Origin of the sequence: Affinundibacterium danionis, from assembly GCF_042432465.1 — a bacterium.
GTDB lineage: Bacteria > Pseudomonadota > Gammaproteobacteria > Burkholderiales > Burkholderiaceae_D > Undibacterium > Undibacterium danionis.
The window spans coordinates 144,155-160,894 of sequence record NZ_JBHLXJ010000016.1 but is presented as its reverse complement, the minus strand read 5'-3'; the positions used below and the strand labels follow the sequence as shown (position 1 = coordinate 160,894).

Sequence of the window (16,740 nt, the reverse complement as noted above, 5' to 3'; positions counted from 1 at the left end):
AGAGTTTTTCAATGAAAAAATCACTTATCGCTTTCGCAGTATTGGGTGCATTCGCATCTGTTGCTTCCGCTCAATCTTCTGTTGTTTTGTACGGTATCGTTGATCTGAACACGACTTACCTGTCAAATCAAACGACAACAGGCGGCAAAAAAATGTCCATGGATTCAAGTGGCTTGAGTTCTTCACGTTGGGGCTTCAAAGGTTCTGAAGACTTGGGTAACGGCTTGAAAGCAAACTTCCAATTGGAAAGCTCTTTGAATGCTGACTCAGGTACTGCTGGTTCATTGTTTGATCGTATCGCAACAGTCGGTCTTTCTGGCTCATTAGGTACAGTTAATGCTGGTCGTCAAACTAACTTGGCTTATGACACATTGATTCAAGTTGATCCAATCGGCGTTGCACACGTTGGTACAAATCCAAACATCGTTTTCGGTGCATTGAACAACACCAGTTTGTACGGTCCATTCGGCACTAGCGTTGGTGCTTCATCTGCAACACGTCAAAATAATTCCATCAAATACGCAGCACCAAGCGTATTGGGCGGTATCGTATTTAGCGGTATGTACGGTTTCGGCGAAAAAGCTGGTGATGCACAAGCTAGCAGCTACATGGGTACATCAGCCACTTTCTCTGAAGGTGGTTTGACTGCAGTATTCTCTTACTCACAATTGCGCGACGCGACAAGCAACGTAACTTTGCGTGCTTACACTGGTGGTGCTAAGTTTGTTGTGAATAAAGATGTTGTTGATGGTTTGACTTTGAAAGTAACTTACGCAGAAAACGAAGTTAACACAACAGGTCGTAATATCGGTGTGTTTGGTCTAGGTGCTGATTTTGCTGTTACTCCAGCAACGACTTTGACAACTGGCTACTACAACACACGTCGCTCTGGCGATGTAAAAGGTAAAGTAGATACTTTCGTTGTATTGGGTAAATATGCATTCAGCAAACGTACTGCTGCTTACGCTTCTTTCACCTACGCAAAAGCAGGTTCTGCATTAGCTAAAGATACTGATATCGGCTTGATCATGGGCGCAGGTAATCGCTCTGGTGTGCGCACTTCTTTCGGTGTTAACCACGCATTCTAATTTGCTTAATTCAGCAATATCAGAAATAAAAAAACTGCCTTCGGGCAGTTTTTTTTTGAACTAAATTCTTAATATATTGCCCAAGCTTCGCATCAAATATTTACATTCCATCTATCTTCTTCGTTTTGCTTTTTGAGTTTCGTAACAAGATGTCCATGAAAAAAATCCTACTTGCCTTGAGCCTCTTTTCTTCCATAACAATCTATCCTGCTCAAGCCCAATTTAAGGCTTTGCATCTGAACTCGAATGAGGGTTTGCATCCAATTAAATTGGATGGCAAGTTGGATGAAAAATTATGGCAGGAGGCTGAGGTATTCGACAAATTTTATCAAACTCAACCTTTTGATAAAACCTTGGCGCATGAACGTACTGAAGTGAGAGTCTTGTATGACAGCCGCTTTTTGTATGTGGGTATTAAGGGTTTTGATTCTGATCCAAGTCAGATCCGCGATTCTTTTTCACGGCGCGATAAAGTGAGTATCGACCAGGATTTCTTCGGACTATTTATTGACCCAACTGGTGGGCATAAAGCGGCACAGGTATTTTATGTGAATGCACGTGGCACGGTAATGGATGGCATTTACAGCGATACCAGCGGTGATGATACGGCGCCCGACTATGAATTCTCGGTAGCCACCGCTCGCTTTGATGGCGGTTGGAGCGCTGAGTATCAAATTCCATTTTCTTCGATTGCTTATGATAAGCAGTCAAGCACACCTTGGAGTTTGTTGGTGATGCGAAACATGACGCGTGATCAGCGTTATCGTATGTATAGCGGTCAGGTGACTAGGGCAACCAGTTGTAATTTATGTTTTTCCGATGCGATTACTGGGATGCAGGAGTTGCCTTCTGGCGTCAATTGGAGCGCGACGCCACAGCTTGTAATGCGACGCACCACCGATGATCAAGCTGGAACGCCCGTCAAGTCGGCACGTGCTACGGCGCTTAGTCTAGACATGAAATATCGTCCTAATTCTGCCACCACTATTGATGCCACCCTCAATCCTGATTTCTCACAAATTGAATTGGATTCGCCGCAGTTATCAGGGAATACCCGGTTCAGTATTTTTGTGCAGGAAAAACGGCCCTTTTTCTTGGAAGGAGCGGATATTTTTAGAACCCCTTTTAACGCGATCAGTACGCGCAGTATTGCTGATCCCGATGCAGGATTACGTTATACCCAACGTGATGCAGATAAAGATTTTAGTATTGTGACGGCACGTGATGCTGCTGGCGGTTTGGTGTTAGTGCCCAATACCTATTACACCGCTTATGCGACTAGTCCAGTCGCTTCGATGGCGACTGATGCTCGTGCTAATTTCCGTATAGGATTGCTATCCGTGGGTGCCATCGCGACGGATCGTACTTATGCCGAGGGCAAGGGGTATAACCGAGTGGCAGGCCCCGATTTCGTTTGGCAAATGGATCACAATCAATTGATGCGTGCTCAGTTGTTAATGAGTAGCACCAATGCGCAAACTGATGTTAATGGTAATTTGGTGCGTGGAACGACTAGCACTGGTCATGCCGCCTATTTTGATTGGTCACGTGGCAATGACCAGTGGGGTGTTTCGGCCAGTTTGCGTGACGTGAGTAGAGATTTCCGCGCTGATAATGGTTTTTTTTCGCAGGTCGGATTTCGTAGTATTAATTCCGATTTGACTAAGAAGTTTGGTCGTGTGGGCGCTTTGAATGAATTAAATGTGTATGTGTCTGGGGAATATAAATTAGATAGCGACGGCAATATCATGTCGAAAACTTTTACCCCAGGTGTGCGTGTGGCAGGCCCATATGACAGTTCTGCCTATATCAATATCAGTCCCAATGTTAAAAATCGGGTGAATCAAAATGGCGATTTATTTTCCTTAGCGCGGATCGCGACAGGATTTGCCGCTAGTCCTGGCAAGGCGATTGCGCGGGTCGCTATGGATGTGACTATGGGTGATGTGATCGATATTTTGGCGAATCGATTGGGGCGTGGCGGTTCGTATTCAATGAGTGCGAAGTTACGCCCGTTAGACCGCTTAGAACTTGAACCTAGCTATGCCGTGAGTTGGATTAATGACGAACATACGCGTAGCGGTGAGCGCGCCTATATGGAAACTGCATTGCAGATTAATAGTATTGTGCATTTGACTTCTAAGGATACGCTAAGAGTTATCGTGCAAGATGCCCGTACCACTCGTAATCCTGAAATGTACACGATCACAGTAGCTCCCGAAAGTAGCCGTAACGTGAATTCGCTGGTGTACACCCACAGAGCTGGGGTTGGCACGGCGACTTATCTAGGATGGACAATGACGCGATCAGAAACGCCAGGATTAGTCGCGAAACGCAAACAGGCGGAATTATTTGCTAAATTATCCTGGCAAATTTAATTCCAAGTTTTGCGGTAGGCTTTGGAGCGTTTAAGAGGTAAAAAGCCAGATATAAGGTGCAAGAGGCAGTGCTTATTAAGCACTGCCTCCCTCTGTCCTTACCCCGATTATTTCCTCAGTCCAATTTGACGATAGCCTCAGACTTCGCTATCCTTCGCACATTGCGCCGATTTGAAATCAGCTTGCGGGCGCGGTTTAAATGTTTAAAAAGCATTTAAACGAATAAATACGGCTAAAGCGAGCTTGAATGCCGCAGTACCTCTTACCTCATTCAGCCCATCTTTTAGCCCCTTTTTAATTTTTTTAAAAAATGAGATCGTCAAGGTCTCAAGGGAAAACCTATGTCATCCGTTGGAATCGTCACGCCACAAGCGTATCGCTTCAGTGATCCACTGCTCTTGCAAAGCGGTGCTAGCATCGCCGACTACACCTTGATGGTGGAAACTTATGGCACTTTGAATGCCGATAAATCGAATGCGGTTTTAGTCTGTCACGCCTTAAATGCTTCGCATCATGTGGCTGGCTATTATGTTGATCAACCAAAAAATATAGGTTGGTGGGACAACATGGTTGGGCCGGGTAAACCACTCGACACGAATAAATTCTTTGTGATCGGTATCAATAATTTAGGCTCTTGTTTTGGTTCCACAGGTCCTATGCACATCAACCCAGCCACTGGTAAGCAATACGGCGCTGACTTTCCAGTGGTGACGGTCGAAGATTGGGTGCGCGCCCAAGCGCGGGTGGCCGATGAGATGGGTATTACTCAATTTGCCGCTGTGATGGGCGGTTCGCTGGGCGGTATGCAGGCTTTAGCATGGAGTATTTTGTTTCCAGAGCGTTTGCGTCACTGTGTGGTGATTGCTTCTACGCCCAAACTTTCTACACAGAATATCGCTTTTAACGACGTCGCGCGTCAGGCGATTTTGACCGATCCTGATTTTCATGGCGGGGATTTTTATGCACACAAGGTGGTGCCGAAAAATGGACTACGCGTCGCGCGCATGATAGGTCACATTACTTATTTGTCGAATGACGATATGGCAGAAAAATTTGGTCGTGATTTAAAGACTGGCGACTACCAATTTGGTTATGGTGTTGAGTTTGAAATTGAATCTTACTTGCGCTACCAAGGCGATAAATTCTCCGATTACTTCGACGCGAATACCTATTTGCTGATCACCAAAGCGCTCGATTATTTTGACCCTGCGCGTGAACATGGTGGCGACTTAAGTAAGGCCTTGGCGGGTACTAAAGCGCAATTTTTACTGGCTTCATTTACCACCGATTGGCGCTTTTCACCGGAGCGTAGTCGTGAAATCGTTAAAGCCTTAGTCGATAATAAACGCACTGTTAGTTACGCCGAAATCGACGCTCCGCACGGACACGATGCTTTCTTACTAGATGACGCACGTTATCTCAATTTTGTGGCAGCTTATTACAATCGCATCGCGCAGGAGTTTGCATGAATGTACAAGAATTAAAACAGCATCGTCCTGATCTCGCCTTTATCGCAGATTGGATACAGCCAAGTTCACACGTACTGGATGTCGGTTGCGGTGACGGTGTCATGCTCGATTATCTACGCACGGATAAACAATGCAGTGGCTACGGTATTGAGATTGCCGATGATAAAGTTTTGGAATGCACCAAGCGCGGCATCAATGTGATTCAACAAGACATGGAAAATGGTCTGAGTATGTTTGGCGAACATGCGTTTGATACGGTTTTATGTTTGTCATCGCTACAAATGATGAAACATGTAGAACCTTTATTGCGTGACATCGCCCGGGTCGGCAATGAAGCTATCGTCTCTTTTCCTAACTTCGGATATTGGCCACATCGCACCGCTTTATTGCGCGGTAAAATGCCAGTATCTAAGTCCTTGCCATTCGAATGGTACGATACGCCCAATGTACGTTGCGCCACGATTTACGATTTCGCTGATTTGGCAGATGATGTCGGTTTGCAAGTGATGGAATGTGTCGCGCTGCATGAGGGCAAACAGATACACTGGCTACCTAATTTGCGTGGTAGTCTTGCGGTTTTCCGTCTCAAGAAGAGAACTTAAGATATGAGCGACCAAGATCAGAAGCCAGATCAAAAACAGACAGCACTCGCCGTCAATAAGTGGCAAACCTACTTCAATAAACGGATGTTGATTTTGGTCTTTCTGGGTTTCAGCTCAGGCTTGCCACTGTTTATTTTGATCAATCTGGTGCAGGCGTGGTTAGCGAAATCCGGTATTGATATCAAGAAGCTCGGTTTGTTTACGCTGGTGATGTTTCCCTATCCGTGGAAATTCATTTGGTCGCCATTGATGGATAGATTCAGTTTTGGATCGCTGGGACGTCGGCGTGGTTGGATGGCATTTACTCAAGTCGCCTTGTTTTTGTGTGTCGGTACTATGGGTATGCTCGATCCTATCAGCCAATTTTCTTGGATCATCCCCTTAGCCATTGCGGTGGCATTTTTCTCGGCTAGTCAGGACATTGTGATTGATGCCTTTAGTCGTGAAATTTTGGACGATAACGAGCAAGGTCTAGGCGCGGCAGTTAAAGTCAATGCGTACAAAGTGGCAGGTTTAGTACCGGGCGCATTGTCTTTGATTTTGGCCGATATGATTTCTTGGGCATGGGTGTTCTGGATTACTGCCGCCTTTATGTTGCCCGGTTTGGTTTGTACTTTGTTGGTGCAAGAACCTAAGACCTATGGTGCGCCACCGAAAAATTTGAAAGAGGCTGTCGTTTTACCATTCCGTGAATTTGTGACGCGCTCTGGCTGGTTGCATGCATTTTGGATTTTGGCTTTTATTTTCTTGTATCGTATCGGCGATACGATGGCGGCGACATTGGCGACTAAGTTTTTTCTGGATTTGGGATTTCAACTTTCGCAAATCGGTACGATCGCTAAGCTCACTTTATTTTGGGGGAGTATTGCAGGTGGCGTAGTGGGCGGCGTCTGGATGATCAAATTAGGCATTAACCGAGCGTTGTGGATATTTGGTGTGCCGCAAGCTTTGAGTATTTTGGGTTTTGCCTTACTCGCGAAAATGGGACCTGATCCCATCATGCTAGGTGTGGTACTCGCGACCGAAGCCTTTGGCGTAGGTTTGGGAACCGCTGCCTTCGTTGCCTACATTGCACGTGCCACTGATCCGCGCTACACCGCGACTCAATTTGCTTTGTTCACCAGCCTTGCGGCGGTGCCTCGTACATTCACTACGGCCCTGATAGGTTTTATTGTTGCTAGCACTGGATGGTTTAATTTCTTTTTGATTTGTTTTGCTTTGGCGATCCCTGGCATGTTGCTGTTATTTAAAGTCGCACCGTGGAATGGTGATCAGGTGAAAACCACAGACGCAACTGGCGCTTTAAAATAACAAATTGCTTAGCAATCTTTTGCAATTGAAAAATACCGATTCTGCTACCATTCTAGGCATGAAAATGGAGAACGATATCATCATGAAAAAATCTTTGATCGCTTTATCACTGGCAAGTGCCTGTGTATTACCTGCTACCGTTCTGGCGCAAGACCACGAGCCGCAAGATGGCGTCAAAGTCGGCAAGATGTCGATGATGCGCAAACTGGGTAACTTAGGTGGCGCTCTAGATCAGCAGGCTGCCGCGCAGTATGTGCAAACGATGAAAGAAGCTGAACAGAAGCGTGCCTTAGCGCCCGATAATCATCCGCAAGTGATCCGTTTGCGTGCCATTGCAAAAAAACTGATTCCTTTCGCATTGCCGTGGAACGATCGCGCTGCCGAATGGAAGTGGGAAGTGAATTTGCTAGGCTCTACCCAAATCAACGCCTACTGTATGCCTGGCGGTAAAATCGCTTTTTATACGGGCATACTCGATACCTTGAAGCTGACTGATGATGAAGTGGCGATAGTGATGGGACATGAAATTGCTCATGCTTTGCGTGAACATGGTGCGGAGCGTGCTGGAAAATCTATACTTGGTAATTTTGCGATTAAAGGTGCTGCACTTTTGGCTGAATATAACGGTTACAACGGGAAGACTGCGGCGGGAGTGACTGGTGTGGTTACAAATTTCACTATGTTGAAATTCTCACGCGATGACGAGACCGAAGCCGATATCGTCGGCCTCGATATCGCAGCACGCGCGGGCTATGATCCTCGCGCCGGTGTCGTGCTCTGGCAAAAGATGGGCGTCGTGAATAAAAAAGCGCCACCCAAATGGTTGTCCACCCATCCGGCTGGCACTGACAGGATTAATGAAATCCGCAAACATTTCCCTGAAGTGATGCCTCTTTATGCAAAAGCGATGGGTACATCAATCGACAGTTTGCCGCCTTACCGTAGTAATGTGAAATCGATACCGGACGTGAATAATTGAGCTGGATTTAAGGCTTAATAGGCTAAGAAAGCCACTTGGACCTGAGTTCAAGTGGCTTTTTTAATGGATTAAATAAATTGCTATATTAGTAGGTGATGATCAGCGGTGAATGATCACTAAAGCGCTCATCTTTATAAATCGACGCAGATTTCGCTTTGGCTGCGATGCTTGGTGTCGCTACGTGATAATCGATCCGCCATCCTACATTATTGGCCCAGGCCTGTCCCCGGTTACTCCACCAAGTGTAGGCTTCGCCTGTGGTGTCAGGGTGTAGGCGGCGATAGACATCTACCCAGCCCATTTCTTCAAATAAATGCGTCATCCAGGCGCGCTCTTCTGGTAGGAAACCGGAGTTCTTTTGATTGCTTTTCCAGTTTTTTAAATCGATTTCTTTGTGTGCGATATTCCAGTCGCCGCAGATTACTAGCTCTCGACCTTCGTTGATTAGAGCTTTTAGATGCGGTGCGAATTCGTCCATGAAACGAAATTTTGCTTCCTGCCGTTCGGGAGACGAAGAGCCCGATGGACAATAGACAGAAATGATGGACAGATCACCGAAATCACAACGCACGTAACGACCTTCTGCATCGAATTCAGCACTGCCAAAACCGATATGAACCGCATCGGGTTTTTTCTTGCTGTACACGCCCGCACCGGAGTAGCCTTTTTTCTCTGCATAATGAAAATGCCCGTGATAGCCATGGGGTTGCAAGAAGTCCTCGGTCATATCGTCTTGCTGAGCTTTCAGTTCTTGCACACACAGAAAATCTGGAGCTTCTTTTTTCATCCAGTCGAAAAAGCCCTTTTTTGCCGCAGAACGTATGCCATTCAGATTGGCGGAGATAATTTTTGTCATGGTTTTGTATGAAAAGACTATGAAGTTTAGCGTGAATGAGTTTGGTTGGAATTCAGTGAGCCTTATAGAGCGATGAGCATAGTGTATTTTTTTGATCTTATGTCAGGCAAGGCTTTTTAGTTTGTAAATCTATTTGCGAAAAAATACATAATTCATACATGTTCGGAGGTGCGGAAAGCGGATTATACGAGTCAATTACGTTTATACTCTAGCCCATTCTAAAAAAGGCATGAAATATCCGATGCCGTCATCACAACCTTCTACTATTATGCTGCTACCAAATAATAATGAGATAGACGTTGATCTATTGACTAAAAAAATTGAAGTAATTAAGTCGCGTGGGGCGTCGATAAGTCATCGTATTGACGATATGTGTTTAAAGGTGGTTCCTCAAATACAAGTTCGGAGTGTAGTTTCTGATTCATTGACATTGAGTTTGCGAAGATTGCTTTTTAAGGGAGAAGGCGCTCGCCGCCGCATTGGCCGTATACCATTTCTTGGTAGTGCGATCATCTGGATTAACTCCATTTTTCGATTAAACGCTATTCGGCATAAAATTGCGTTAGATTTTGATGTTTTGACTCGGGCAAATGATCAGTTAAGACATCAACTTTCTGAAAGCCGAAGTCGAATGGCAGAAATGACACAACAGTTGCAACTGATTACATTGCAGCAGCGTGAGCACTTTCAAAAAATGTCAGAACAATGTAGCCATTTATCATCGCGAATTACTCAGTTGGAGAGTTTGTCAATTGTTGAGCGGATTTCGCATTTAGATAATCGCATTCAACAAATGCAAGTTGGTAATGTTGAGCGAGATAATCGATTGGCTAATCAAGTTCGTGAGTTGCATCAATTAAGTGTGAGCGCACATCCGAATTCGATGTCGCAGCCGTTAGGTGTGGGTAATCATAATGTTAATGCTACTCGTGATATTGATGTTCCTGGAATGAATGGATTCTATCTTGAATTTGAAGATAATTTCAGGGGCTCTGAAACGGACATTAGTTCGCGATTGAGTGTGTATTTACCATACCTTACAAAATTTAGTGGCGTTGATACAGCTAAAGTTGTCGATATTGGGTGCGGTCGTGGTGAGTGGTTGCGCTTGTTAGAGTTAAATAATATTAATGCAATCGGGGTTGATATGAACGCGGCGATGGTTGCTGCTTGCAGTGAAAAACATCTAAATGCCGTATGTATGGATGCAATTGATTATTTGCGACAGCAGCCACAGGGAAGTCTGGCTGCAGTGACGGGTTTTCATATCATAGAACACCTTCCATTTAAGCTGTTGCTAACCTTATTTGATGTCAGTTTAAAAGCGTTAAGGCCGGACGGACTAGTTATTTTTGAAACTCCAAATCCAGAAAATCTTTTGGTCGGTGCATGTAGTTTCTATTCCGATCCTACGCATTTGAACCCTATTGTTCCAGCAGTTGCAGAGTTTATGGCTCGTCAACGAGGTTTTGCTAGAGCAGAAATTTTACGTCTACATCCATATCCAGAAGAGTTTAAATTAACTGAAGATTCTGAATTGGCGAAAAGAATGAATGCGGCGTTATACGGCCCGCAAGATTTTGCTGTAATAGCGTGGAAGAACAATGCAAATTAAATCGATACATCAATTTCATCCAGCATGTGTTGCTGGAGACGGAGTCACCAACGGCATGCTATTTACGCAAAGTCTTTTGCGTGGGTTAGGATTGAATTCCGAAATCTTTTGTGAACACATTCCGCCTGAATTACAAACTCAGGTAAAGCACATCTCGCAGTTTGGTTTAGAGAGCAATTATTTGCTGATGGTTCATCATAGCCTTGGCTATGACAACCATTTTTGGTTAGATGCCTTGCAAGTACCCAAGTTGATGGTGTATCACAATATTACGCCAGAAGAGTTCTTACCCATCGAGGGGCCGCTACGCCGCTTGAGTTTGTTTGGTCGTCAGCAATTGCATCATTGGGCGCCACATTTTATTGGTGGAATTGGTGATTCCGCGATCAATACACAAGAGTTAGAGCAAGCCAAATTTAAAAAGCTAAAGACGATACCTTTGTTAGTTGATGTTGATAAGGTTCGTTCAGGTCATTTTAACGCTGAGTTACTTTACTCATTGCGCGGCGTAGTTAACCTGTTGTTCGTTGGTAGGGTTTGCGAAAACAAACAGCAACTCGCTTTACTAGATATGCTAGTAGCGTTGAAACGTAGCTACAATCAGCCGGTGCGCTTGATTCTTGCTGGTGCGACCACAAGCGAAGCTTACGAATCGCAGATTAAAGAAAAAATTACGCAGCTTGGTTTAGCACAAAATGTCGTATTAACAGGCAAGATAGCGCAAGCCGATTTATTGGCTTATTACCGAGCCGCTGATGTCTTTGTATGCATGAGTCAGCACGAAGGTTTTGGTATGCCATTGATTGAATCAATGGTGTTTGACGTTCCGGTCTTAGCTCATGCTGCAAGCGGTATCCCCGATACGATGGGCGAGGGTGGCTTATTGCTGAAAGAGTTTGATCCTACAGCAATGGCAGCCTTGGTGCACATGGTTTTGACCGAACCTGCTTTGAAGCGTCGTATTATTGCCGGACAGCGACGTAATTTAGCGCGCTTTGAGGTTGCGAATGTGAGAGCCTCGCTATTAGATTATTTGAACCATCTCGATTTGGATTTGAATCTCAATTCGACTGTTGTTGCTGCTGTTGATGAGGCCAAACAAATTTGGCAAGTAGAGGGACCAATTGATTCTAGTTATAGTCTTGCGGTTGTCAATCGTGCGTTTGCTCGAGCTTTGCAAGCACAGGGAAAACAAGTGCAGGTGCGAAGTTTGGATGCAGGGCAAGTGAAAGAAATTAGTACGGAATTTTTGAAGCAAAATTCCGATATCGCCAAGATGGTGGTTCTTGCTAACAGTACTGTGGAATCGCCGGATGTCGCCTTGCGTTATTGTTATCCACCTTATCTTGATGATATGCGTGCACGTGTACGTGCAATTCATTGCTATGGGTGGGAAGAGAGCGGCTATCCAATTGAATTCACGCAAGGCTTTAATCGTAAATTGGATGTGGTGTTAGCCCATACCGAATTCGTCAAGAAAGTATTGATTGATAATGGTGTTACGGTTCCGGTGAAGGTTATCGGTGGCGGTGCCGATCATTTGCTCAGCGTGCAGCCAATTGCGCCGACAGAACAGTTGAAGCGATTCTCGTTTCTGCATATATCGTCTTGTTTTCCACGAAAAGGTGTGGATGTATTGTTGCAAGCCTATGCAAAAGCGTTTCGTGCAGACGATGATGTTAGCTTGGTTATCAAGACCTTTCCAAATCCACATAACGACGTACAACAACAGCTAGAGAATTTGCGTGCCAATGATCCCGCTTTTCCTTCTGTCATACTGGTTAATCGAGATTGTTCTGACGAAGAGCTAGCTGGTTGGTATCAAGCTTGTGATGCCTTTGTTGCACCAACCCGTGGTGAAGGTTTTGGTTTGCCGATCGCTGAGGCAATGCTGTTTGATCTACCTGTGATTACGACTGCGTTTGGTGGTCAGATTGATTTTTGCGATGAACAATCGGCTTGGTTATGTGACTTTAATTTCGAGAAATCACGGACGCATTTAGGTGCCATGCATTCGGTTTGGGCGAATCCAAAAGCAAGTCATTTAGCTCAGTTATTGCGTGAGGTTTATAGTCTGCCTGAATCGCAACGTCGGTTAAAAACAGAATTGGCTCGAGAAAGAATTCTGCGCGATTTTACTTGGGCAAAGACTGCAGAAAATAGCATACAAGCGATCGCTGATCTTGAACGACAACCGTTGCTGCGTAAAGAGGCAAAAATTGCTTGGATCAGTAGTTGGAATAAACGTTGCGGCATCGCTGCATACTCTGCCTTCTTGTCGAATAGAATACCGACAGATCGACTAACGATTTATGCAGATCAATGTGATGAGCGAACCGCTCCAGATGGTGAAAATGTAGTGCGCAATTGGCGCATGGGTTTTGATCACAATTTAGACCAACTCTTTGCTGATATCGTTGCCGCCGGAACTGGTGTAGTCGTGATTCAATACAATTTTGGTTTCTTCACTTTAAGTGAATTAGCGAAATTAATTGAAGCATTAGAAGCACGGCAAATTGACGTGCATTGTTTCTTTCACGCTACCGCAGATTTGGTTCGTCCAGATCAAACTTTTTCTTTGGGTAGCATTGCGACCGCTTTATCAAAAGCGACTCGACTGTATGTGCATGGCGTGGCAGATTTAAATCGATTGAAAGATTTTGGTTTGCTTGAAAATGTTTGCTTATTCCCACAAGGCCTATTGCCAACACCTGTCAGTAATATTGCATCTATCCAGCAAAGCTTGGGTATTCCTGATTCCAAAACAATAGTCGCGTCTTATGGTTTTTTATTGCCACATAAAGGATTGCCACAATTAATTCAGGCATTCTCAAAATTGCGCCAACAAGACGATAGCCTACATTTATTACTGTTAAATGCTTTGTATCCGGTCCCAGAATCAAGTCAAGAACTGGAACAGTGTCGCGCACTCATTGCACAATTAGGTATCGGACGCGATGTTACCATCGTGACAGACTTTTTAGCAGATGAAGCATGCGTTTCACATTTACAGATTGCTGATTTAATTGTTTATCCATATCAGCAGACGCAAGAGTCTTCCAGTGCCGCGGTACGCATGGGAATTGCTTCTAGCGTCGCCGTAGCGGTAACACCGTTAACTATTTTTGATGATGTTGCTGAGGCTGTATATCGTTTGCCCGGAACAACAGCCGCAGAGTTAGCAACAGGAATTCGGACTATATTGCACGATGCGGATTTACAGCGAACACAGATTGCACAAGCGTGTGCATGGGCGCAGTCACGGCAATGGCCATGGTTATCGAATCGATTGTTAAACTTGATCGACGTACTACAAAATGAGTAAGGCTTGCAGAGTTGGCGCAGCGCGTCTCGCTGATTCATCACGCTGGTGAAATGATTGACGATTAATAACTGACAGAATGTATTTAGAATTGAGAGTTCAAGATGAAAAATCTAAAACAAGAGTTTATCCATTTCGCGGTAGATGCTGAGGTAATTCGCTTTGGCGAGTTTGTAACGAAGGCTGGACGGAAGTCGCCTTATTTCTTTAATGCTGGCCTATTCAATAATGGCGAGAATTTGGGGCGTGTAGCGAATTTCTACGCGCAAACATTGCTTGATTCAGGTATCGACTTCGATATGTTGTTTGGGCCTGCGTATAAAGGAATTACTTTGGCTTCGGCGACGGCAGTTGCACTTGCAGCTAAAGGACGGAATGTGCCATTTGCTTACAATCGTAAAGAAGCAAAAGATCATGGCGAAGGTGGATCCATTGTTGGTGCTAAGTTAGCGGGACGCGTCGTGATTGTCGATGATGTCATTTCCGCTGGTACTTCGGTTCGGGAGTCTGTCGAAATGATTCGCGCTGCTGGTGCGACACCATGTGCTGTATTAATTGCGCTTGACAGAATGGAACGTGCTGGTAGCGATGATCATCTTTCCGCTTTATCCGCAGTTCAGGAAATTAGTAAGAACTTTGACATTCCTGTTGTCGCGATTGCTAGTTTAAACGATTTGTTTGAATGCTTGTCGCAAGCAGAGGCTGCACCAGCTTTGGTTCAATATAAAGATGCAGTTGCTGCTTATCGTCAAAAGTACGGCGCTGTATAAATAAAATAACCAGAGATTCGATTTTCGTTTGTTAAAGTTGCTTTGACTGCAACTGGTCTGCAATATCTTAGGTATGAACCAACAGTTTTGTAGAGAATGGCTTATTTGTGAATTTATCGGGGATAGGTGATAGGGCGAGAATGAGCCAATTTTGTCGAGGTTTTGTTTTCTAATTGCCCAGTGGTAAGACAATTGTTTGACAATCAACTGACAATTTTTCCTGATATTTGGGGCTGATAGCAGGTATACTGCTCAGTTCAGATTTAAATGGAAAATGTTTTTTTTGCTTGTTTTTATTGGAGCGCATTTTTCAGGAATAAATTTAATAATTTTATTTGCCCGAAAGCAAGGTTTGTACATGAATAAAAGAGCGCTGGTGACTGGTATTACAGGACAAGATGGAGCATATTTAGCTCAGCTACTGTTGGAAAAAGGATATCGAGTCTATGGTACTTATCGGCGCACGAGTTCAGTTAACTTTTGGCGTATTGAAGAATTGGGAATTCAAAGTCATCCTAATTTGCATTTGGTTGAGTATGATTTAACAGACTTATCTTCAAGTATCCGATTAATACAATCAACGGAAGTATCAGAAGTCTATAATTTAGCTGCGCAAAGCTTTGTTGGCGTGTCGTTTGAGCAGCCAGTGACGACGACAGAAATTACTGGCTTGGGGGCACTCAATTTGCTAGAGGCGATTCGCGTTGTGAATCCAAAAATTCGCTTTTACCAAGCATCGACATCCGAGATGTTCGGGAAAGTACAGGCTGTTCCGCAAGTTGAATCAACACCGTTTTACCCTCGTAGTCCGTATGGTGTCGCAAAACTGTATGCACATTGGATGACGATTAACTACCGTGAATCCTATGGAATCTTTGCTTGTAGCGGGATTTTGTTTAATCATGAATCACCGTTGCGTGGACGCGAGTTTGTCACGCGCAAGATTACCGATTCAGTCGCTAAAATTAAATTAGGACAATTAGATTGCCTAGAACTGGGCAATATGGATGCGAAACGCGACTGGGGTTATGCGAAAGAATATGTCGAAGGAATGTGGCGTATGTTGCAAGCAGAACAACCGGATACCTTTGTTTTAGCAACAAATCGCACCGAAACAGTGAGAGACTTCGTGACGATGGCTTTTAAAGCTGCCAATATCCAGTTACATTGGGAAGGAAGCGCTGAGCATGAGATTGCACGGTGTGCAGAGACGAATAAAATTTTAGTGAAGGTAAATCCTAAGTTTTATCGCCCAGCCGAAGTAGAGCTCTTAATTGGTAATCCACAAAAAGCGAAGGATGTTTTGGGTTGGGAGCCAAGCACGACTTTAGAGCAATTGTGTCAGATGATGGTTGCAGCCGATATTGAGCGAAACATCAATGGGAAATCTTACTAAGATTACGCGCCCTCGGGCGCTAATTACTGGGCTCAGAGGGTTCACTGGCGCTTACTTAGCGAGTGAGTTGACGGCACGTGGCTATCAGGTTTTTGGCACTGCTTACGGCAACGAGGCTCTTGGGACTGGCGTCTATCATGTCGATTTGTGTGATCGAGAAGCAGTGCAAGAAGTTGTAGACCGCGTGCAACCAGAAATCGTGGCGCATTTAGCTGCTGTCGCTTTTGTCGGGCACGATAATCCAGAAGATATTTATCGGATTAATATCATGGGCACCAGAAATCTCTTGGAAGCCTTGTCACGTTTAAAAAAATCCCCCAAGGCCGTGTTGGTTGCGAGTAGTGCAAATATCTATGGAAACTCCACCGCTGGTACGTTAAGTGAGCAAGAGCCAGCAATGCCCGCCAATGACTATGCAATTAGTAAAATGGCGATGGAGCATGTGGCTAGACTATGGATGGATAAACTGCCCGTTTTTATTACTCGGCCATTTAATTACGTCGGCGTAGGACAAGCAGAAAATTTCTTGATTCCCAAAATTGTGAGTCATTTTAAGCGCCGTGCTCCTGTTATTGAATTGGGAAATATCGATGTTTCGCGTGAGTTTTCAGACGTACGTGCGGTAGCCTATGCGTATGCCGAATTACTTGGATTAAGCCCACGTGGTGAAACGATTAATATCTGTAATGGAAAAGCGTATACCTTGCGTGAGGTGATTGGATTAGCGGAATCGCTGACAGGCCACACTATCGATATTCGTTGCAATCCAGCTTTTGTCCGTGCGAATGAGGTGCGTACGCTGGTTGGTGACGCGAGCAAGCTGAAGTCCTTGATTGGGGATCTTCCGTCGTATAGTCTACTCGACACCTTAGCATGGATGCTGGATGAGACTTCTGCTGCCGCTACGAAAAAAGAGCAATCGGTGAAAGTGGTTGAGGTATTTAATTGAATGTA

At 44.7% G+C, this 16,740-nt stretch carries 12 protein-coding genes; 11 read left to right on the top strand and 1 reads right to left on the bottom strand.

Annotation, left to right across the window (positions count from 1 at the left end; all coding sequences use genetic code 11):
• The first annotated feature begins 11 nt into the window (after positions 1-11).
• The 6 genes from ACFFJH_RS15330 (at position 12) to ACFFJH_RS15305 (ending at position 7,827) form a co-directional block, all read left to right on the top strand.
• On the top strand, positions 12-1,088 hold the full coding sequence (locus ACFFJH_RS15330; protein ID WP_390213805.1) for a porin: 1,077 nt from the start codon (positions 12-14) through the stop codon (positions 1,086-1,088).
• A gap of 155 nt (positions 1,089-1,243) precedes the next feature.
• The gene (locus ACFFJH_RS15325; RefSeq protein ID WP_390213804.1) at positions 1,244-3,466 is read left to right on the top strand and encodes a carbohydrate binding family 9 domain-containing protein; all 2,223 of its coding nucleotides are present in this window, start codon (positions 1,244-1,246) and stop codon (positions 3,464-3,466) included.
• Between the two features lie 341 nt (positions 3,467-3,807).
• A complete protein-coding gene (gene metX, locus ACFFJH_RS15320; protein WP_390213803.1) occupies positions 3,808-4,935 on the top strand; it encodes a homoserine O-succinyltransferase MetX in 1,128 nt (375 codons plus the stop codon).
• Positions 4,932-5,537 carry a methionine biosynthesis protein MetW gene (metW, locus tag ACFFJH_RS15315; RefSeq protein ID WP_390213802.1) on the top strand — a complete coding sequence of 202 codons (606 nt, stop codon included), beginning with the start codon at positions 4,932-4,934 and terminating at the stop codon, positions 5,535-5,537. Before metX ends, metW begins: the two co-directional genes overlap by 4 nt.
• 3 nt (positions 5,538-5,540) lie before the next feature.
• Complete coding sequence (locus ACFFJH_RS15310; protein ID WP_390213801.1) at positions 5,541-6,848, top strand: AmpG family muropeptide MFS transporter; 1,308 nt, start codon at positions 5,541-5,543, stop codon at positions 6,846-6,848.
• Between the two features lie 82 nt (positions 6,849-6,930).
• Complete coding sequence (locus ACFFJH_RS15305; protein WP_390213800.1) at positions 6,931-7,827, top strand: M48 family metallopeptidase; 897 nt, start codon at positions 6,931-6,933, stop codon at positions 7,825-7,827.
• A gap of 85 nt (positions 7,828-7,912) precedes the next feature.
• Here ACFFJH_RS15305 and ACFFJH_RS15300 read toward each other — a convergent pair whose 3' ends face one another.
• On the bottom strand, positions 7,913-8,683 hold the full coding sequence (locus ACFFJH_RS15300; protein WP_390213799.1) for an exodeoxyribonuclease III: 771 nt from the start codon (positions 8,681-8,683) through the stop codon (positions 7,913-7,915).
• A 229-nt stretch (positions 8,684-8,912) separates the two neighbouring features.
• Here ACFFJH_RS15300 and ACFFJH_RS15295 point away from each other — a divergent pair, with 229 nt between their 5' ends.
• The 5 genes from ACFFJH_RS15295 (at position 8,913) to ACFFJH_RS15275 (ending at position 16,735) form a co-directional block, all read left to right on the top strand.
• Positions 8,913-10,298, top strand: a complete 1,386-nt coding sequence (locus ACFFJH_RS15295) for a class I SAM-dependent methyltransferase (RefSeq protein WP_390213798.1) — start codon at positions 8,913-8,915, stop codon at positions 10,296-10,298.
• Positions 10,288-13,623, top strand: a complete 3,336-nt coding sequence (locus ACFFJH_RS15290; protein ID WP_390213797.1) for a glycosyltransferase family 4 protein — start codon at positions 10,288-10,290, stop codon at positions 13,621-13,623. The genes ACFFJH_RS15295 and ACFFJH_RS15290 overlap by 11 nt, the downstream gene beginning before the upstream one ends.
• Positions 13,624-13,724: 101 nt before the next feature.
• The gene (pyrE, locus tag ACFFJH_RS15285) at positions 13,725-14,390 is read left to right on the top strand and encodes an orotate phosphoribosyltransferase (RefSeq protein WP_390213796.1); all 666 of its coding nucleotides are present in this window, start codon (positions 13,725-13,727) and stop codon (positions 14,388-14,390) included.
• Between the two features lie 358 nt (positions 14,391-14,748).
• A complete protein-coding gene (gene gmd / locus ACFFJH_RS15280; RefSeq protein WP_390213795.1) occupies positions 14,749-15,786 on the top strand; it encodes a GDP-mannose 4,6-dehydratase in 1,038 nt (345 codons plus the stop codon).
• On the top strand, positions 15,770-16,735 hold the full coding sequence (locus ACFFJH_RS15275; protein WP_390213794.1) for a GDP-mannose 4,6-dehydratase: 966 nt from the start codon (positions 15,770-15,772) through the stop codon (positions 16,733-16,735). Before gmd ends, ACFFJH_RS15275 begins: the two co-directional genes overlap by 17 nt.
• Positions 16,736-16,740: the final 5 nt, after the last annotated feature.

Bases quoted from the DNA above. Each gene is read 5' to 3' on its own strand.
- ACFFJH_RS15295 (WP_390213798.1), top strand. From the start codon at position 8,913: ATGAAATATCCGATGCCGTCATCACAACCTTCTACTATTATGCTGCTA.
- metW (WP_390213802.1), top strand. From the start codon at position 4,932: ATGAATGTACAAGAATTAAAACAGCATCGTCCTGATCTCGCCTTTATC.
- ACFFJH_RS15300 (WP_390213799.1), bottom strand. From the start codon at position 8,683: ATGACAAAAATTATCTCCGCCAATCTGAATGGCATACGTTCTGCGGCA.
- metX (WP_390213803.1), top strand. From the start codon at position 3,808: ATGTCATCCGTTGGAATCGTCACGCCACAAGCGTATCGCTTCAGTGAT.
- gmd (WP_390213795.1), top strand. From the start codon at position 14,749: ATGAATAAAAGAGCGCTGGTGACTGGTATTACAGGACAAGATGGAGCA.
- ACFFJH_RS15305 (WP_390213800.1), top strand. From the start codon at position 6,931: ATGAAAAAATCTTTGATCGCTTTATCACTGGCAAGTGCCTGTGTATTA.
- ACFFJH_RS15330 (WP_390213805.1), top strand. From the start codon at position 12: ATGAAAAAATCACTTATCGCTTTCGCAGTATTGGGTGCATTCGCATCT.
- ACFFJH_RS15290 (WP_390213797.1), top strand. From the start codon at position 10,288: ATGCAAATTAAATCGATACATCAATTTCATCCAGCATGTGTTGCTGGA.
- ACFFJH_RS15325 (WP_390213804.1), top strand. From the start codon at position 1,244: ATGAAAAAAATCCTACTTGCCTTGAGCCTCTTTTCTTCCATAACAATC.
- pyrE (WP_390213796.1), top strand. From the start codon at position 13,725: ATGAAAAATCTAAAACAAGAGTTTATCCATTTCGCGGTAGATGCTGAG.
- ACFFJH_RS15275 (WP_390213794.1), top strand. From the start codon at position 15,770: ATGGGAAATCTTACTAAGATTACGCGCCCTCGGGCGCTAATTACTGGG.
- ACFFJH_RS15310 (WP_390213801.1), top strand. From the start codon at position 5,541: ATGAGCGACCAAGATCAGAAGCCAGATCAAAAACAGACAGCACTCGCC.